14 protein-coding genes are annotated in these 20078 nt (G+C 58.1%); 11 read left to right on the top strand and 3 right to left on the bottom strand.

Features of this window, described 5'->3' with window-relative positions; all coding sequences use genetic code 11:
- Nucleotides 1-79: 79 nt before the first annotated feature.
- Entirely contained in the window at nucleotides 80-733 is a 654-nt protein-coding gene (locus NO360_RS17185) for a helix-turn-helix domain-containing protein (RefSeq protein WP_345780219.1), read from the bottom strand.
- Between the two features lie 85 nt (nucleotides 734-818).
- Here NO360_RS17185 and hutU point away from each other — a divergent pair, with 85 nt between their 5' ends.
- From hutU to NO360_RS17130, 11 genes are all read left to right on the top strand, one after another.
- A complete protein-coding gene (gene hutU / locus NO360_RS17180; RefSeq protein WP_256309085.1) occupies nucleotides 819-2555 on the top strand; it encodes a urocanate hydratase in 1737 nt (578 codons plus the stop codon).
- A 211-nt stretch (nucleotides 2556-2766) separates the two neighbouring features.
- Nucleotides 2767-3978: an imidazolonepropionase gene (hutI, locus tag NO360_RS17175; protein ID WP_256309084.1), complete on the top strand. Its 1212-nt coding sequence runs from the start codon at nucleotides 2767-2769 to the stop codon at nucleotides 3976-3978.
- A gap of 4 nt (nucleotides 3979-3982) precedes the next feature.
- A complete protein-coding gene (locus tag NO360_RS17170; RefSeq protein ID WP_256309083.1) occupies nucleotides 3983-4186 on the top strand; it encodes a hypothetical protein in 204 nt (67 codons plus the stop codon).
- Entirely contained in the window at nucleotides 4183-5430 is a 1248-nt protein-coding gene (locus NO360_RS17165) for a Zn-dependent hydrolase (protein WP_256309082.1), read from the top strand. Before NO360_RS17170 ends, NO360_RS17165 begins: the two co-directional genes overlap by 4 nt.
- 66 nt (nucleotides 5431-5496) lie before the next feature.
- Nucleotides 5497-5940 carry a RidA family protein gene (locus NO360_RS17160; RefSeq protein WP_256309081.1) on the top strand — a complete coding sequence of 148 codons (444 nt, stop codon included), beginning with the start codon at nucleotides 5497-5499 and terminating at the stop codon, nucleotides 5938-5940.
- Nucleotides 5941-6273: 333 nt separating this feature from the next.
- The gene (locus tag NO360_RS17155; protein ID WP_256309080.1) at nucleotides 6274-7164 is read left to right on the top strand and encodes a transposase; all 891 of its coding nucleotides are present in this window, start codon (nucleotides 6274-6276) and stop codon (nucleotides 7162-7164) included.
- 1755 nt (nucleotides 7165-8919) lie between these two features.
- Nucleotides 8920-10701 carry a hydantoinase B/oxoprolinase family protein gene (locus tag NO360_RS17150; RefSeq protein WP_256309079.1) on the top strand — a complete coding sequence of 594 codons (1782 nt, stop codon included), beginning with the start codon at nucleotides 8920-8922 and terminating at the stop codon, nucleotides 10699-10701.
- 358 nt (nucleotides 10702-11059) lie between these two features.
- Nucleotides 11060-12232, top strand: a complete 1173-nt coding sequence (locus NO360_RS17145) for a metal-dependent hydrolase family protein (RefSeq protein WP_256309078.1) — start codon at nucleotides 11060-11062, stop codon at nucleotides 12230-12232.
- A gap of 240 nt (nucleotides 12233-12472) precedes the next feature.
- The gene (locus tag NO360_RS17140) at nucleotides 12473-13336 is read left to right on the top strand and encodes an ABC transporter permease (protein WP_256309077.1); all 864 of its coding nucleotides are present in this window, start codon (nucleotides 12473-12475) and stop codon (nucleotides 13334-13336) included.
- A gap of 127 nt (nucleotides 13337-13463) precedes the next feature.
- The gene (locus NO360_RS17135; RefSeq protein ID WP_256309076.1) at nucleotides 13464-15545 is read left to right on the top strand and encodes a hydantoinase/oxoprolinase family protein; all 2082 of its coding nucleotides are present in this window, start codon (nucleotides 13464-13466) and stop codon (nucleotides 15543-15545) included.
- A gap of 420 nt (nucleotides 15546-15965) precedes the next feature.
- Complete coding sequence (locus tag NO360_RS17130; RefSeq protein WP_256309075.1) at nucleotides 15966-17717, top strand: TCP-1/cpn60 chaperonin family protein; 1752 nt, start codon at nucleotides 15966-15968, stop codon at nucleotides 17715-17717.
- Nucleotides 17718-17770: 53 nt separating this feature from the next.
- Here NO360_RS17130 and NO360_RS17125 read toward each other — a convergent pair whose 3' ends face one another.
- Complete coding sequence (locus tag NO360_RS17125; protein WP_256309074.1) at nucleotides 17771-18643, bottom strand: ABC transporter permease; 873 nt, start codon at nucleotides 18641-18643, stop codon at nucleotides 17771-17773.
- A gap of 30 nt (nucleotides 18644-18673) precedes the next feature.
- Entirely contained in the window at nucleotides 18674-20047 is a 1374-nt protein-coding gene (locus tag NO360_RS17120; RefSeq protein WP_256309073.1) for an extracellular solute-binding protein, read from the bottom strand.
- Nucleotides 20048-20078: the final 31 nt, after the last annotated feature.

Below are 20078 nucleotides of genomic sequence, written 5' to 3'. Positions count from 1 at the left end.
CCTGTTCCGCCTGTAGATTACCGGGACGCTGACCCCAACGGTTCGTCCCTTCAACTGCAGCACCTCTTCTTCGCCCTGGTTAATTGAGAAAATCGATCACGGAGGCGAGAAGTTTGTTCTCCGCGCGACGGAGGTGTTCCTCAGCAGTCCGGCGTTTTACTCCCATCTCCGTGGCAATTTCTTCAGTCGTGATCCCACGAGGAATCTCGTAATAGCCGTTCTCGAACGCGTGGTGGATTACTTCGGACTGCCGGTCTGTTAGCGTCGGCACAATATCGTGGGGTGCAAGCAGCGGCCGTTGCGTTTCGACCGACGAGCCGAGTTTTCGTTTCGATTTAACAGTCACAGGGATATCCGCCTCAACGAGATCGTGGAAACACTCCGTCAGCGCTGTCGGCGAAATCGAGAGAATTCGACAGACTTTCTCGCCGTCCTCATAGTGGAGCGGGTACAACAGCAAACAACCGTGACGGTCGAGGAACGGTTCGATGAGACCGTCCTCGTGTTCGCGCAAGCAATCATTAGTGACGAGTACCGTTTCCTCGCGGTTTTCCAGTCGTTCCTGGATACCGACGGTGGTTTCTACCTTTTGTGCGATGTCCATTGCCGGCTCTCGGCTGACGTGCAACAAGTCACAGTGTTGATTGCACCAGAGGTCTATCGTCGCCGACGTCCCCGCAGTAGCCTCGGCATACGATGAGTGTCCGGTGATTTGGAGGGTAGCTTCGTACATATACCGTCCGTCTCGCGCCGAATATTTAAATCAGGCTCCGATAGGAGGGTAAACCGTACTGGTTCTTGCTTCCATATGTCATAGTATGGCTTCGCAACAAACCACCGACGACACAGAAGACCGAATCGGTGAACCAAGCGATCAGTGGCGAGACTACCAAGGTGCTCCCACGGGGACCGAGATCGAGTGTGAGGGATGGAGACAAGAAGCAGCGCTCCGGATGCTAAACAACAACCTTGATCCGGAGGTCGGCGAAGACCCCGAGAACTTGGTCGTTTACGGTGGTACAGGTCGCGCCGCCCGTTCGTGGGATGCGTACGACGCGATCCTCTCTGAACTGCGTGCACTTGATGACGAGGAGACGCTTTTGGTCCAGAGCGGCAAGCCTGTTGGGAGATTTGAAACGCACGAAAAAGCACCCAGAGTCCTGATCGCTAACTCGAACCTCGTCGGAAAGTGGGACAACTGGGACCACTTCCACGAACTCGAGGCCGAAGGAAAGATTATGTACGGCCAGATGACGGCTGGGTCGTGGGCGTACATCGGAACTCAGGGGATTATTCAGGGAACCTATGAGACCCTAGCCGAACTCGCTCGACAGGAGTACGACGGCGACCTCGAAGGAAAAATCGTTGTCACAGGCGGCCTCGGTGGAATGGGCGGTGCCCAACCACTTGCAGTCACAATGAACCACGGTGTCTGTATTGCCGCCGAGGTCGACGAGAAGCGAATCGATCGCCGGATTGAGACGGGTTACTGTCAGGAGAAAGTCCAAGACTTGTCGGAGGCAATCGAGCGAGCGGAAGCGGCTGCCGAGCGCGGAGAAGAGTACTCTGTTGGTGTACCGATGAATTCCGCGGATATGCTGGAGGCAATGTTGGAACGAGACTTTGTCCCAGACGTCATCACCGATCAGACGAGTTCGCACGACATTCTCGAAGGTTACTACCCGAGCGGATACACCGTCGAAGAAGCTGATTCGCTTCGGGAGTCGGACCCAGAAAAATACAAGAAAGAAAGCTTGGATACAATGGAACGCCACGTCGATGCGATTCTCGAACACCAAGACCGGGGTGCGATTGCCTTCGAGTACGGCAACAATATCCGCGGACAAGTCAAAGAACACCGAAACCACGAGGACGCGTTCGACTTTCCTGGATTCGTTCCCGCATACGTCCGACCCCTGTTCTGCCGCGGGCAGGGACCATTCCGCTGGGCTGCACTTTCCGGAAACCCTGAGGACATCTACCGGACCGATGAGGCGATCCAAGAGCTGTTCCCCGAGAAGGATTCGCTGTTGCGGTGGATCGATCTCGCTCAGGAACAGGTCCAGTTCCAAGGACTTCCATCGCGTGTCTGCTGGCTGGGGTATGACACTGACGACGACGGGCTGACCGAACGCGCCCGATTCGCACTCAAGATCAACGAGCTTGTCAGTGAAGGCGAAATCGAGGCTCCGGTTGTCGTCACACGGGACCACCTTGACGCTGGCAGCGTTGCCAGCCCCAACCGCGAGACTGAGGCGATGAAAGACGGGACGGATGCCGTCGCAGATTGGCCGATACTCAACGCCCTCCTGAACTGCGCGGCGGGTGCCGATATCGTCTCCGTTCACGACGGCGGCGGCGTCGGTATCGGCAATGCGCTCCATACAAACAACCACGTTGTCCTTGACGGCTCCGACTTGGCTGCCGAGAAAGCCGAACGAGTTTTCACCACTGACCCCGGGATGGGTGTCGTTCGCCACGTCGACGCGGGGTACGAGGATGCGATCGATCAGGCCGAAAGGTCGGACGTCCCGATTCCGATGCGCGACAAATGAGCCGACTAATCCAGCCCGCCGGCTCCGTGACTCGGTTAGCCGCATTGTGTGTTCCGAACCACAAATCGTTCGGCGGAATCGTGACGTCGATCAGAGAAGCAAACAACGAGAGGGCAGCCGATAGCGACTGCAACCCGGTAGGAGATCTCAGACCAGCCACACGGGCGCCCGAACGAGCAGCATCTTCTCACCACGATCGCTAGACAGCACTATGAAGACAATTGTTCACGACGCGACTGAAGTCGTCACATACGCGGATCACAGTCGCATTGACACCGTTGCGGACGCCAGTGTCGTCATCGAAGACGGCACCGTCCTCGCTGTGGGGCCTGCTGACGAAGTTCGGCGCGAGCACCCGACAGAGAACGCTGACGAGACGATCGATGCTTCCGGTCAGGCAGTAGTTCCTGGTATCGTCGATCCCCACACCCACGCCGTCTTTGCGGGTGAACGCAGCGATGAGTTCGAGGCCAAACTACGCGGGAAATCATATAACGAGATTCTTGAGGAGGGTGGCGGAATCCTCCGTACGGTCCGCGCGACCCGGGAGGCTGACTCCGAGATGCTGGTCGAGAACCTTCTCAACCAGCTCGATGTGATGCTCGCCCACGGCACGACGACCGTGGAAGTCAAGTCGGGATACGGCCTCGACATTGAGACCGAGATGAAAATGCTCGAAGCGATCGAATCGGCAGATGAACGCCACCCGGTAGACCTCGTGTCGACCTTCCTCGGCGCACACGCGGTTCCCGAGGAGGACGACACGGAATCGTATGTTAAGCAGGTGATCGACCAACAGATTCCCGCGGTTGCCGAGGCTGGCGTCGCCGAATTCTGCGACGTCTTTTGTGAGGAGGGAATCTTCGATGTGGAACAGTCGCGGCGGATCCTTGATGCGGGACGCTCAGCTGGTTTGAAACCGAAAGTTCACGCTGAAGAATTGAGCCACCTCGGCGGCACACAACTGGCTGCAGACGTTGGTGCGACGAGCGCGGACCATCTGCTTCACAGCACGCTGGATGACGTCAAGGCGATGAACAAGGCCGGCGTATCGCCGGTGTTGCTACCCGGAACGGCGTTCGGTCTCGGCGCTGACTACGCCGACGCAGGGATGTTCATCGATGCAGGGGCCCCGGTCGCGCTCGCGACGGATTTCAATCCAAACTGCTATTCGCAGAGTATGCCCTTCGCGATGTCGTTAGCCTGCGTCGAAATGGGTATGACGCCCGCACAGGCGCTTGGCGCTGCTACCCGGAACGCCGCGCTCGCTATTGACCGTGATGACGGCACTGGGACACTCGAACCGGGCAGTCCGGGTGACCTCGCAGTTCTCTCTGGACCGAGTTACGTCTACCTCAGTTACCAGTTCGGGGTCAACCCCGTCGATTGCGTCGTGAAGAATGGTCGCGTATACGGGAGTTAGTATTTTGCCACTCTACATATTGGATACCTCGCTGGAGCACTTCTTCGACGGACAGCGCCCGGTCGACAGCGGTGGTCTCAGACTCTCGTACGATCCCGGGAAGGGAGATGCAGAGGGATTCCGGGAGTGGAATCAAAGCGCCAGAATAGGAGCATCGACACCGGTTGCACTGACATCCATTGATCCGACAGCGCAGCAACTAATATGAAAATTGACGCCACACGGCTCCGTCGAGACATCCAGGAGAACGCCCAATTCGGTAGTGTCGATGCCGAGGAGGGAAGAGGGCGGACAGTGCTCACCGGGAGCGAGGCGGATCGACGAGCGCGCGAGCGGTTCGTCGCCAAACTCGAAGAGATCGGCCTCGAAGTTCGCGTCGACGCCGTCGGTAACATCGCCGGTCGCTGGACGCCACCGTCCTGTGACCCTGATGTGGCACCTGTGGCCATCGGGAGTCATCTTGATTCAGTCCCGAACGGGGGTATCTTCGACGGTCCGCTGGGAACCTACGCCGCAGTCGAGACGGTCCGAGCCATCCAAAATAGCGAGGAAACGCCCGCCCGTCCGATCGAGGTCGTCTCATTCACCGGAGAGGAAGGTGGTCGGTTCGGAATTGGGACGCTTGGATCGGCAGTCGCGGCGGGACAGCGTCAGGCGGCCGAGGCGCTCGCGCTCGAAGATGCAGACGGAGTCACACTCGAAGAAAGTCTGGAACAGATCGGATTCGCCGGGTCGGAGGAGATCGACGCAAGCGAATGGGATGCGTGGCTCGAACTCCACATTGAGCAGGGAACACGGTTGACGGCGGCCGAGGCTAGCGTGGGAATCGTCGAGTCGATTGTCGGGATCACCAATTGTGAAGTCACGATTAGAGGGGAGGCAGATCACGCGGGATCGACACCGATGTACGACCGGACGGACGCAATTACAGCAGCTTCGGCGTTCGTGCTTGACTTCGAAGGCGCGGCCGAAGAGATTGCCACGACAAACGAAGCCGCTGTCGGGACTGCAGGAGAGGGAACTATCAAACCCAACGCCAGGAACATCATCCCCGAAGAAGTCCAACTCCAACTCGATATTCGGGATGTTACGCACGATACAATGGACCAGTTGGTCGACCGATGCCGCTCAAGCCTTGCCCGACTTGAGCGCGTCCGGGGCGTCGAAACGTCGCTGGATCGCTATCGAGACAGCGAACCGAGTCAAATGAGCGGGAAATGTATTGCAGCCGCCGAAGAAGCTGTCGCAGATCGTGATATCGACGTGATCCAATTACACTCAGCAGCGATGCACGACACAGCGAACGTCGCAGCGGTAACGGACGCGGGACTCCTGTTTGCCCCGTCAGTAGATGGCGTTTCTCACTCGCCGCAGGAGTGGACTGACTGGACCGATTGTGCCGTCGCAACCGAGGCGCTTGCAGAAACCACCCGACTGTTGGCAACAACGTAGCCCACGGGCCGTCTGCCACCATACGGAGGGATTCATTCTTTCCGAATCGATATTCTATACAGTCCTATGACGCGATATGCAATTAATCCATCACAGCTCAAGGATGCCCGCGACATTGGATACAACCACGCTATTATCGATGGTGGAACATTCTATATGGCTGGGCAGGTTGCGATGGACGCCAACTCGAACATCGTTGGAGATGATATCGAATCTCAGGCACGGAAGGCCTATGAGAATATCGAGGTCCTCCTCGAGACGATCGGAAAGACACTGGCTGACGTCGCCAAGGTCACAACGCACATCGTGGATCCTGAGACCCACTACTACGAGGGATATAAGGAGGTATACTGGGAGACGTTCGACGAGCCTTATCCGTGTCATACCGTTCTCGGACACGAACAACTGGCGAATGAAAATTATCTCGTAGAGATCGAGGTTGAAGTCCCGCTCACAGACGGGGATGTAAATGCAATAGAGCCCGACGGCGACGTAATTCGAGAGATTTGATTGGAAATCTGCAGCTTATAGAAAGTGCGAGACGAAAACCCACGGCTTAACAGTAGGTGCCGAAGTAGCTGAGTCGTCGTTTTCGTTGTTGGTGACCAATCTGCGGTATGATCCACGCATCTGAGACGAAACAGCTGTCTCGTGCTGCTTCTTCGCTGCTGTTCACGGGGGTCGGGTCGACTTGGCCACGAAACCGAATGGGAAGTATCCGAGCGAGGACTTCGAGAAAGTCCTCGCTCGGAGTGCCTTCGACGGCGAATTTGTCCATACGACAGAAAGAGCTGCAAGGTTGCTCGGGGTGAAGACATCGATCTCCAGCACCGAAGTCCGCTTGTGAAATCGCTCCTCTATCATCTTCGCGGATTGAGCCCGGACGCCATCAGTGCTCAGTTCGATGGCGTCCGGGCGGTCACGCTCGCTCACGCCCGCCGACAGCGGGCGTTCGCTCGGCCAGTCGACGTCGCGTTAGACATTCACGAGTGGCTCTACTATGGATCGGCCGAGACACCGCACGTCTGCGCGATCAATCCAGACCGTGGAACGAATCTCGCGTACGCGTTCGTTACACTCTGTGTCGTCGATCCAGCCGTTCGGTTCACCTTAGCGTGCGAATCAATCGAGGCGGCTGACTCCCGCACGCTGCGGGAGTCCATCCGCCGAGTCATCACCACCGCACGCGAGTTCGTCCAGATCAACCGCGTTTACTGTGACCGCGGGTTCTACCGGGTTCCACTCGTCGAGACGCTAGCCGATCTCGACGTTGAGTTCGTCGTGCGTGCGCCGAAGACGGTGGGCGTCAAGCGCGCGCTTGACGCCCACGACGAACCCACGTTCGTCACTGACTACGAGATGGTGCGAAAGAACCCGCCGATGGGGGAAGTGCCAGTGACACTCGTCGTCGTCCCGCACCGCAGTCGGGACGACGACTCGTTCTGTCTGGTGACCAACCGTGAGGTCTCGGTCAAGTTCGCCGAACCGCTTGCTGAAGCGTACCGACGTCGCTGGGGGATAGAGACATCCTACCGGAAAATCGGTGAGTTCCTCCCGCGAACGTCGTCGCCGACGTTCGCGGTGCGGCTGTTCGAGTTTCTGTTCGCGGTAGCGCTGTACAATCTCTGGATTCTGGTGTGTCTCGTTTTAGTTGACCAGCGGGAACTCCCTGACCGGCCGGCTGTCTCGACAGCGCTCTTTCGGCGGTTCGTGTTAGCTCTTCCAGACGGATAGCAGAGCGTGCGGCGACTGGCCCGGGCCACCCTGAGTCAGAACGCCGCTGCCGACTGGCAAGGCTCCATTTCACCCTCTTTTGAGGCCTCCAGATCGTCTATGGAGGAGGTGTAGCCAAGGAAAGAACGCCGGTCGAACGGACTTCCTTGGCCCCCGTGGCCGGATACCGGTTGTCTCTGTTCGAGGTTTGGCACCTACTGTTCAGTCGTGGGTAGCTCAAGGGGGAAATCGTCTCGCAAATCGCGAGCCATCGACACCCCAAGATGCCGGCCTCCTACCAGAATCGCATTCTACCGCTGTCGAGTGATATGCGCCAACCGAGAGTCCGATACAAGAGGTAGCTTCTTTCCTGCGAACCAACGGCGCCGTGATCTGAAACAGTCAGTACCGCGGTCCTGAGTGGTAGTTACCGAGTGGTTGACAAGTGTCACCAGTTGGACAAGGAATTACCACGGTAACGGTCGAGTGTCGCGTACGAACGATCGACGTAACCCAACGGGAGCGCAGCCGACACCCGAGCCAGCGATGAAGCCCGATATTCGATTCTTTTTGGCAGAAGTTCCATTTTATAATACAGTTTTGATTATTTATAATTCAGCATCAGGACGCTGGCGATTTACCGCTCATAACCGGATGTAGAAAGCCGAGTTTCAGCCCAACAGATGGTGTCGTCCGGTGTACGTGGGGGGTTGACGAGACCGTGATCCAACCCCAACGGTGCACGGTTCCGAGTGTGTGCCGAAACACTCCGAGACGAGCCGGTTCCTACACACCAAGGTGTTTCCGACGTGAAACCAAGCGAGTACTGAGGACCTCTTGCTGATTCCTCGATAATCATCTCGTCGGTGACGCGTGCTTTCTAGTTGATTCTCCACCGAAGCTGCAAGCGGCGCTCCAGCGACACGACCCCGATTACAGATACCAAAACCGTGGTCATCCGAACAGGATCGAACGTATTTTCTGAAAATTAAATTTCAGAACAAGACAGTTACCAAACTATTTTAGTAGGGCCGAAGCAGACACTTTCGAAAATTGGCTTCACGCGTTCGTCTCTCACTCTCGATGCCGAACAAGTACGTATAGAATGTGACTACGAACAGCGCTCGGGTCGGCGATAGGAAGGAAAGATTGCGAAATCCTAGATCGCCCGTAATTTGAGTGCTGGCGACTCGTGAGTCCGAACGCATAGAGCCGGTCAGATTAGCATCAATTTGTTGTTCGCACATTCCAAACAATATTTGAATGAACACCGGCCACGAGGTGGTGTGGTGAGGTCAGTCGGCTACAGATATTTTGGCGCTACGCGCGAAGTAGACATTACAAAACTACATTTGTAATGTTAGTGTTACACCGCATCATTAGGGGTCGGCTCTCACAGAGAACGAGGGAACGCTCTCTTGTGTACAACCACGGTATTGGTGCCGTAGGAATGTGTTTGTATATTCCAAATGCTTGGCGGTCGAGTGAGCGGATCACGGATAAGGGAACGAAGAAGAGCCGACAAAGTCATAATCTCGGTAATGTATGCTTTCGTATAGTTCTAGAGACGAACAGCGGGGTGGGAACCGACAGTTGTAGCAACTGGGAGGAATATAATTGAAACCCTGTGTTTTGATATTACAAACGACACTACCTTCCTTGTAGTCGACGAGATTCCCATTGGTAATATCAGTACAGGAATCCCACGAATAGGTGAACAATAGATCTGTATCACCCCATACATTTAAATACAGTTAGGAAGAAATAACCCCGTATATGACAATGGATGCCGAAGAAGTAATGCAGGAACGACAGATCGACCCGGTGACTCTACAGGTCATCGGTGGCGAACTCGATACGATCGCCCAAGAGATGGGGCACAAACTGATCCGGTCGGCGTACTCGTCGATTATCCGCGAGAGCGAGGACATTGGCTCCGGTATCCTGACCGCGGAAGGAAAGCAGATCGCGGAGGGCGATTTCACCCCGATGCAGGTGGGAACGCTCATCGCGTCCGTCGAAGGGATGTTCGAGACCTTCGAGGAGCGCGGTGAGGACCCTGAGGAGGTCATCAACGAGGGCGACGTATTCATCCACAACCATCCGCACTACGGTGCGGCTCACTCGCCAGATATTGCGGTCATTACGCCGGTGTTCTACGAAGGAGAGCACATCGCGTGGACAGCGACGAACGCGCATCACCTCGATATCGGTGCGGCGACGCCCGGCCTGGCGGTCGACCTCGAGGACGTCTATGCTGAGGGGACGCTGTTCAAGGCGACAAAGGTCTACGACCAGGGGGAGCGAGTCGACGAAATCTGGAACCTGATCGAAGAGAACGTGCGGACGCCCCGGGTGGTTTTGGGTGACCTCCAGGCACAGATCTCCTCGTGTGAAGTCGGCAAAGAACGGTTCCTCGGGCTGGTGGAAGAACACGGGTACGAGCACATCCTCCAGGCCAGCGAGGACCTGATGCATTACGGCGAATCGTTGATGCGCAAGGAGATCGAGAAGGTCCCCGACGGGACGTACCACGAAACGGCGTACCTCGACGACGACGGTCGAAATCGCGACGAGCGTCTGAAAGTCGACGTAAAGCTCACTGTCGACGGCGGTGATCTCACGATAGACCTCAGCGGATCCGAAGACGAAGTCATGACCGGATACAACGTCCCATTTCGGGGATCCGCCGAGCCAGCTTCGTACTTCATCGTCAGAGCGATCCTGACAGACACGGCCACTCACGACGAGTATATCCCACAGAACTCGGGGACGTTCGCACCGATACACGTGGAGGCGCGGGAGGGCAGTCTGTTCAACCCGAGCATGCCTCGGTCGGCTTTCGCGCGAATCAATCAGGTGGACTTGTTGGGTGACCTCATCCTGAAGGCATTCAGCAACGCTATTCCGGAGAAGACTTCCGCGGGGTCGGGCCCGCACTGTTACTTTATCAGTTACTCCGGCGTGGACGAAAACGACGAATACTGGGTGTACATCGAGGTCAACGAGAGCGCATACGGTGGACGCCCCGAATCCGACGGGCTCGATGCCGTCGACGCCCTGGTTCACAACACCCAAAACCGGCCGGTCGAAGACATCGAACTCTCCCATCCTCTCCGAATCGAACATTACCGCCTCCGCGAAGAAACGGCCGGCGCCGGCGAGCATCGTGGCGGCCACGGTCACGAGCGAATGGTGAAGTTCCTGAGTGACTCGACGATCACCATTGAGGGAGACGGAAATAAATACGGCTCTTGGGGATTCGACGGCGGCAAGGGGGCCCCCTCCGGAGAACTCAAACACATCAAGTCCGACGGGGAGGAGATCACTTTGCCGTCGAAGGTTTCCGGATACAAGTTCGAGTCCGGAGACAAGTTCTCGATCAAGAGTATCAGCGGCGGTGGCTACGGCGATCCGCAGGATCGACCCGAACAGAAGGTTTACGAGGACTATCTTGACGGATACATCACGAAGGAGTCCGCGCGTGAGGAGTACGGCGTGGTCATCGAAGACGGAGGGGTTGACTCCGAAGCGACCCAGCGCCTGCGAGACGTCTGAGGGACGCAGATCGAGATTCCTCATCGGTGAGCCGCTAATGATAGAACGAGGTGGCAAAATATCGGGGCCACAGCCGACGACGACGCTTCGGAGGACCGGGCGTGACCCGATTCCGAATCGGCAGCGTGACCGTGACGCCGTTTTAGTGAGTGCGCGTGGTGTCGAAACGTCGACGCACCGCCTTTCGTTTCTGGGGACGTCAGCCGTCGGCTTTCGTGTCTCTCCTTTAGACGACGGACGGGCGTTTCCAGCGAAAAATTAATATAATTAGTTAAATTATGTCACAGTGTATGCCAGTGAATAGCTGCGTATGTCGAACGATCAGTGCTAAAGAAATGATAGTCAACGGAGCAACATAATGAGCGAATACGAGCTGCTACTGTTCGGTGACGTGTGGGACGCAAAGCGTGGTCGACAACGGGGCAAGTGGGTCGCCGTCGAGGACGACGAGATCGAAGGAGTGTACGACGAGAAGCCGGGGCCTGCGGTGGACGTCAAGGAGGTCGAACTCATCACACCGGGTCTCATCGATCTCCACGTCCACTTGGTGTGGGACGGTACGGGCGATCCGGTCGCCACCCTCAGACGGCAGTCCGAACAGGAACAGACCATTCACGCGGTCGCGATGGCTCGCGAACAGGTCGAAGGCGGCGTGACGACCGTCAGGGATATCGGAAGCACACACGACATTGCCATCAGCGTCGCCGACGCCTCCCGCCAGGGGAATATTACGGGGCCGAGGATCTACGCGAGTGGTCAGACGATCATCATCAGCGGCGGTCACGACCCGTTCTGGGGGATGGAAAGCGACGGGGTCGACGCCGTTCGCTCCAGCGTTCGAAAGCAGCGAGACAAGGGCGCACGTGTGATCAAGATCAGCGCGACCGGTGGCGTCTACGGGCAGGCCGTGGGCGAGGATCCAGGGATGTCGGAACTCTCTCGCGAAGAGGTAATCGCTGCTGTAGATGAGGCCCATCGGTTCGATATCCCCGTCGCCGTCCACGCTGTCGGGACCGAGGGGATCGAGAACTCCATAGAGGCGGGAGTGGATACCCTGGAGCACGGGAACCTGATGACGAGCGAGAGTCTGGAGGAGATGGTCGAGAAGGACATCGCCTACGAACCGACGCTCTACATCTACAAGACCGTGGCCGAAGGAGAAGGCGACATCCCACAGTACGCCTACGAGAACGCGCAAAGAGTATCCGATCGCCACTGGGAGGTCTTCGAAGAGGCGATCGAAAGCGACGTTCGCATCTTGGCGGGAAGCGACGCCGGATCGCCAAACATTCCCCATCCGGCGCTGCACCACGAACTCCGCTGCCTGGTGGATGGTGGAATGACCGAAGAAGAGGCGCTCACGGCCGCGACGAGCACACCTGCGGAGGAGCTCGGCCGCCCCGAACTGGGCGTCATAGAGGAAGCGACGCCGGCGGACATCGTGGGATTCGCCGACGATCCTCTCGCCGACATCGACGTCACCGGCTCGCCCTCGGTAGTCGTCGCAGACGGCGACGTGGTGACCGAATAGGATATATTGGGAACGCCGGAGCGAGAGGCCCACGTTTTTCTGTACGTCGGAAACGTCTATCGAGAGCCCGCCACACGGAGGAGACCGGAGGGCACTCCGAACGGGCGCGCTTCTAGAGCTCTGAAAGGCGACCTCAGCGGCAAAAGTCAGTGAAACCGTGTAGTCGTCCGAGTCGTTCCCGCTGATCGTGCGTACGAGAGGCATAGACTTATTATCCTTGATGTGTCTTATCATCACAAGATGGCGAGCGCATCCTACGCGGAGACAGCAAGTGATTCGTCCACAGGTGGGGCCCTCAGAAACGGCTTCCAGAAGGTATCGGCAGCAGTCTCGTTGCGAACCGTTCTGGTCGCCTACGCGATACTGATCGCGGCGTATATTTACGTCCCGATCATCTCACTCATCGCGTTCTCGTTCAACGAAGGTGGTCTAACGTTCCCGTTCGTCGCGGTCACGACCTCGTGGTACGCCGAACTGTTCGCTAACGAGGCGGTGACGTCCTCCATCGTACGCTCACTCAAGGTGGCACTCGTCGTGACGGTGATCACGACCGCATTGAGCACTGCGGCCGCCCTCGCCTACCGTTACGAGTTCCGAGGGCGGAAGACGATTCTCTATATACTGCTGCTGGGGATCATCACCCCCGGTATCACGTACGGAGTCGGAGCGACGCTGTTTTTCAACGAGTTGCTCGGATTGGACAAGAGTCTGTGGCTCTCGATTCCGGTGCACGTGGTCTGGGCGCTCCCGTTCGCCGTAATCGTACTCCTGGCGGGTATTCCGCCACATTTGGCCCGTAACGAGCAGGCGGCGCGTGTGATGGGGGCGTCGAACTGGACGGTGTTCCGGGAAGTGATTCTTCCACAGATCGGGCCCACCGTGCTCGGCGCAGCCGTCTTCGCGTTCACGCTATCGTACAACGAGGCCACCCGCAGCCTCCTCGTGGTCGGACAAGCGAACACGATGCCTATCCAGATCTTCAGCATCGCGGCATCGAAAAGAGCAACCCCGGAGCTTTTCGCACTCGGGAGCTTCACCACTGTGATGTCGACATTTTTGCTTGTCGGAGCCAGCCTCCTGATCTTCTACGGAGGCCGCAAGTGACGATCCGATAATAGGCCGGCGAAGCCGGTTGCATCGTCGTGCGCTACTCTCCTAGCCGACCCACCACGTCCGGTACATTTATAATGCAGGTCTCTGTGACATAGAATGTTGAACATATTGAGAGACTATGACAGAGAGTACTATTCGCATTGGCGCAGACGTTGGTGGAACGAATACCGATATCATCCTGGTTGACGGCACTGAAGAGCACACGTACAAACTCCCGACGACTGACGATCCCTCGAAGTCGACCGCGGACGGGGTCCTCGAAGTCTGTGAACGGGCTGGTATCGCTCCGGGAGAGGTCGACACCGTTCTACACGGGACCACGGTCGGGACGAACGCCGTGATCGAACACGAGGGTGCGAAGACCGGGATGATAACCACGGAGGGGTTCCGGGACACGATTCACATCGGACGACACCGGAAGTCGCACACGTTCTCGGTACAACACGAGATAAAACATCAGAAGGAGCCGCTGGTCGAACGGCGGTACCGGCAAACGGTCAACGAGCGGATCTACCCTCCGGGGAAGATCGTCGAGCCGCTAGACGAGTCCGAGGTACGTGAGGCGGCGGCGGAACTAGTCGAGGAGGGTGTCGAGTCGATCGCTGTCTGTTACCTCCACTCGTACCTGGACACGACGCACGAAGACCGCACGAAAGAGATCATCCAAGAGGAGTTCCCGGACGTCTTCGTCTCGACGTCGAATGAAGTCGTGGCGCAGTTCCGCGAATACGAACGCTTCTCGACGACGGCTATAAACGCACGTATCGCGCCCGTTATGTCGAGTTACCTGAACCGGTTACAGGAGCGTCTCAACGACTACGGGTTCGAGGGGGCAGACGTGCTCATCATGCAGTCCAACGGCGGCGTGGCGAGTATCAGAGAAGCCAGTCAGCGGCCGGTGACGACCCTCCTCTCCGGACCCGCGGCCGGTGTACTTTCGGGACAGTACACTGGTCGATCAGCCGACGAAGAGAAGGTGATCACGTTCGACATGGGTGGGACGAGTGCGGACATTTCGGTCTTGCCGGGACGCCTCTTGGAGCGAGACCCGCGTGACAGCGAAATCGGCGAGTACCCCGCCATCACACCGATGCTGGACATCGAAGCCATCGGTAGTGGGGGCGGATCCATCGCGTGGTTCGACCAGGCACAGGGCTTCAACGTCGGACCGAAAAGCGCCGGTGCCAACCCAGGGCCCGCGTGTTACGGGCGGGGTAACAACGAGCCGACAATCGCCGACGCACAGGTCGTGCTCGGACGCATCGATCCGGAGACCTTCCTCGGTGGCGAACTCGACATCGATCCCAGTCTCTCGGAAAAAGCGATCGATGACAAGCTAGTCGATGCGGTCGATCAGGAGCGGTTCAGTACCGTCGAGAAAGCGGCACTGGCCGTCCTCGACGTCGCAAACAGCAATATGTACCAGTCGGTACGCGAGCAGACGATGCAGCGGGGGTACGATCCCCGCGATTACTCGCTCGTCGGGTTCGGTGGAGCAGGGCCGATGCACACGGTCGACCTCGCCGAATCGCTCGAAAGTTCCAAAGTTCTGATTCCGCCGTCGCCCGGCATCGGCTCCGCACGGGGTCTCATGACCGGCGATATTCAGTACGACAACCAGGTCACCCTGAGCAAGCGACTGAAGAACGTCGAAGCGGACGAACTCGAGGACCGCATCGAGTCGTTGACTCAGCGCGGGGCCGATCAGTTACGCTCCGACGGAATCGACGTCGAGGAGGACGCGGTCTTCCGAAAGTCTATCGACTGCCTGTACGAGGGACAGGGGTACGAACTAAACATCGAATACACGGGGACCGACGGCGACTGGCGCTCTCGGATCCGAGAGCAGTTCGAAGAGAAGCACAAGCAGGAGTACGGTCACTACTTCGAGAAAGATCCGGTCGAAGTATTGAACCTCCGCGTCGCCGCGTCGGCCGACAGCGTGGAGTACGATCCTGTCGAGATCGAAAGCGGGGCGACGGATCCCTCTCACGCCGAAACGAAGTCGCACCCCGTCTACTTCGGGACGTCACTCGACCCCGAGAAGTACGAAACGCCGAGATATGCACGCGAGGAACTCCGGGCGGGCAACGTGATCGACGGTCCCGCTATCGTCGACGAATTCGACAGCACCGTCGTGATCAACCCCGAGTGGGAGGCGGAAGTGCTCCCGAGCGGCGCACTCCGAATCACCCGCTGAAGGACGTACTTTCGTCCGGTCAGGGTTTCGACCCGGTTATCGTGGAATCGCCCTCGGCTTCCGGATGAGCCAATTCGACCATACTCCGACGTACGATGCCCAGATATCCCGACGACGAACCGGCGTATACGTTCCGGTGTGAAAACTGCGGGACGGTCATCCCACCCTTTCAGGGCCTGTACTGGATCAGTGATCGTCGCGAACGGAACGGGGAAGTAATCGATCTCCCGCGTTGCCCCGAGTGTAACGAACACGAGATCCGTGCGGTCCGGGATTGATGACCCTCCTTCGTGTACGCGGGCCAGGCCCGCACCCGCTTACACGCTTGTTAGGACCGAGTACGAGCTCAGTTCGTCTCCGATCCTGAGCGAGATCGGAGAAACATTTATTTGTCTGCGATGAGGCGTTGAATGCGTATCGATGGAGCCGAACCCGCAAGGCCAGTCGCGGCGCTCTTCAGGAGCGGCCGCCACCACGATCAGATTTCCCCACGCGAATATATCGGCGATCGACGTGATAGCGGATGTGTTCAGATCGACAGTCGGTCCCCAGTCGATGGACGTTTTGCTGCTAGAGACGCCCTCGACGGGGGAAAGTGAGGACGCGAGGGGAGAGATCGACGAGTACGCTGTGACCGGCGACGGAGCACACCTCCTGCAGTCCCTTTCGGTAGAACACCCCGTCGGTGAACTACTCGAGCGGTCCGTCGGTCCGTACCGACCGGGCGATACGGCGGTCGACGGAAAAGATATCTACGACGGGGTCAGCTCGAAGGTCGTATTTGCGAGTGAGCTGCTCGTGAACGCCGTCGGCCTGCTGGAGCAAGGGCTGCATCCACAGGAGATCATCAGCGGCTATCGTGCGGGCCTTGAGGTGGTTGAGAGTATACTCCGATCCTCCAACATACCGGATGCAGACGGGAGGGCTTCTGCCGTCGACGCCGCGCGTACGGCGCTTACGGGGAATGATTTCGGAAAGATGCGAGACGAAATCGCGGAGCTCGCCGCGGCTGCTACTCGGGAGATAGGGGAACCGAACGAGCGTTCGTTCGACGTTACGACGGTGCGCTACGGCTCTATACGCGATAGTCGTTTGATCGAAGGAGCAGTTCTCGACCGCAATACTGTGGTCCATCAAGATATGCCCCGCCGCGTTTCGGATGCGACCGTGCTATTGCTGGGTGGACACGACCAAGGCGGGTTACAGGACCCGGACGTGGTGGACGATTTCGAGATCAAACTGGAGTCACCGGACGTCCTCGGCACGTTCGAACGAACGGCGGCGAATCAGCGACGAGAGCTCGTCGATCAGATCGTTCAGAGTGGTGCCGACGTCGTGCTCACACAGATGGGAATTAGCAGTCACTATCAACAGCTGTTGGCCGATAGAGGAATTATGGCAATTCGCCGTGTCCATCCTCGTAATCTACAGCGGTTGTCGCTGGCGACTGGAGCAACTATCGTCAAGAACAACCACGACATCGACTCGGACCAACTCGGTTATTGCGGCAGCGTCGTCGAGCGGGAGATCGAACAGCGAAAGCACCGTCGGAAACACAGGCGCATCGTCGTGTTCGATGGATGTACCGATCCCGACTCGGTCACGATGTTGCTGTGTGGAACGTTCGGACAGCTCGAATCGCAAGCGCCCCGTGAGGTCCGGAAAGCTGTCTTGGCGGCCGCACAGTCTACGAGAGACGGCGCTTCGGAGGGAGTCGTCCCGGGTGGTGGAGCCACAGAGATGGCTATCGCACGCCGGGTTCGGAGAGCGGCAAAAACGCAGGGATCGAAAAGCCAGCTCGCGATGAACGAGTACGCCTCAGCGCTCGAGAGCCTGGTCCGGACGCTCGTCGGCAACGCCGGACTGGATCCGCTTGCCACCGTCACGGATCTCCGGACAGCGAACCGAAAGAACTCAAACGTCGGTGTCGTCCTTCCCGAAGGCGACATCACCGATACACTCGAAGCCGGGGTCGTCGATACGACGGCGACGAAAAAGAGCGTCTACAGGAGTGGCACCGACCTCACTACGTTGGTCCTTCGCGTCGATGACGCGTTGGATGCGACGTTCGAGGGTGACACGGTGGATACGGGCGACGCAGTATATCAGGAACCAGCGGAGCGACATAAAGAATACGTCGAAGACGCCGATTCTCGAACAATCTGGGAGTAATTCCTGGAAGGTACGTTCGTCAAAGGCGGGTGCTCAAAAGCGTGTCAGCCCGACTATCCGCGGGCGAGCTCCGTAATGTCGACCCTGCGAAGCGAGAGGTAGACGATCCCGAATATGACGATCAACAGCGTAAGCGAGAGCGCTGCGGCGGCGGGATAGTCCAGCCCCTGGTTCACTGTCGTATAAATCAACGTGGAGATCGTACTGCTTCCACCGCTGAGAAACTGCGGGACAGCGAAGTTGCCGATCGAGAGGACGAACACGAAGATCGAGCCGATGACTACGCCCGGCAGGCTAAGCGGCCAGGTCACGCTTCTGAACGTCGCGACCGGACCACCCCGTAGTGTTTCCGAGGCGTCGAGTAATCCCTCGTCGACCTGGGTGAGCGCGATGTAGATCGGGGCGGCCATAAAAACCACGTAGTTCTGAAGATACCCCAGGACTTGCGAGACGGGCGAGAAGAGGAGCCAAGAGAGCGGTTGGTCGATAACACCGACCAGTAGAAGCACCTGGTTGATTACGCCCTCCTTCCCAAGAACCGGAATCCACCCCAGGGTCCGAATGATCCCCGAGGTCCAGAACGGAATGATGAGGAACAACAAGAGGATGATGCCTCCGTTCTGACTGGTGTAAAACCGGAGATAGTACGCCAGCGGGTACCCGAAGACGAGGGTCAGAAGCGTCACGGCCGCCCCGGTGAGGAGCGTCTCGAGGAACACCTCGCGGATCGTAGCCGACGTCACGACGTTGATCCACGGCTCCAGCGTGAGCGTGTGCTGCACCGAGAACGAACTGTAGGTGAGGAAACTGTAGTAACTGATGACGCCGAGCGGGATCAGCAGGAAGAGGCCGAACCAGAGCAACGAGGGTCCGGCGAGCAGGTATGATTCGTGTAGTGATATCGAGTCTCGTGATATCTTTCTCATAGTGTGTTCGGATGTCTTGATCGTGATTGCTCACGCGCTCTGGAACTCTTGCCAGCGGTCCAGCATATATTCCGCGTTGTCGGGCCAGATCTGGAAGAATCCGATACGGTTGATGCGCTCTTCGATCGAACCGCAGTCGCGCTTCTGGCCGTCGGATGCGGGTGACCCTTCCTCGGAAGACCAGTCGTACGACTGCGGATCGAACAGGGCCGGGTCGTCGATCGATTCGTAGGTTTTCTTGCCTTCGTAGGCCCAGTCGTAGTACTCCGGCCCCATCCCTTCACCACTGCTGTCGGAGCCGTCACGAACTAACTCCTTGTTCGGGTAGTGCGGGACCGAGTACCCCCAGTTTTGAATGTAGCCGGGGAACCACGCGCCGAGGTGGATGTCGTTGTACAGCGAGTGGGCGGCGTCGAGGTTGTTTCGATCTGACGCGCCTGGTTTGAGTGGTGCCATTCCGACGTACCAGAACCGATACCCCTGTGCCCCCTCGCTCATCGTCGCGTACTCACACGGCGTTCCGGAACGACGGACGTCGAGGGCCGCGGGCTGCCAAAGATCACCGATCACTGCCTCTTCGCCGGCCATTAGGTTGACCGAGTTGCCGTAGGCGGTCCACGTCGACCTGAACTGTCCGTTCGCTTTCTGCTCGACTAGGTAATCGATGACCGTGTCGAGTTGGTCTTCGGTGGGGTTGTTGAGCTCTCCGACCGACCCGTCGATCTGATCGTTGTCAAGGAGGTGCATCATCGTCTGGGGGATCTGGATCGGGGCCGCACCGTTGACGAGCACCTCCCCCTCGTACTGGTCGTCGAACAGCGCGCTCCACTTCGAGACGTCGTCGACGTACTTCGGATTGTAGCCGATCGCGTCGAAGTTGTACGCGTACGGAGGAAGCCGAAGGGATCCCTCCGATTTGTTCTCCCACACCTCCTGGTTGATCGTCTCCGTTTGCTCTTCCAGTTGTGGAATCCGCTCGCCGGGGTTCAAAAAGAGGTCCGAAATGGAATCTTCCGACCAGTTATCCAGGTCGACGGTATCCACCGGATAGCTGGCGTCGTTGTCCACCGTGAGCGCCGATGCGGTCGACGTGTCTAGCGAAAACACGTCCATCGTCTCTTGACCGCCGCTCAGGACCTGCTGTTGAACGGTCGAACCGGTGGCCGTGGTTAGTTCGACCCCGTTTCCGGTCACCTCGGTGTACTTTTCGCCCTGACCGTCCCTCACCCCGTAGGCGGGTCCGATCCACTGGAGCGAGGAGCCTCCACCAGTAGTACTCTCTTGACCACTGGAGCTGCCGGTGCCCTCCTGCCCGCCGCCGCCGAGACAACCGCTCATTCCAGCCGCCGCAGCGGCTGCACCACCGTACTTGACAAAGTTACGCCTGCTGAGTGACTCTGGCATGGCTTCTACTAACAAAGCTTCACGGAAATAT

The sequence above is a fragment of the Halobellus litoreus genome (genome assembly GCF_024464595.1).
In the GTDB taxonomy this organism is placed as follows: domain Archaea; phylum Halobacteriota; class Halobacteria; order Halobacteriales; family Haloferacaceae; genus Haloquadratum; species Haloquadratum litoreum.
The sequence above is the reverse complement of the archived record's forward strand: the minus strand, read 5'-3'. Positions and strand labels throughout refer to the sequence as shown.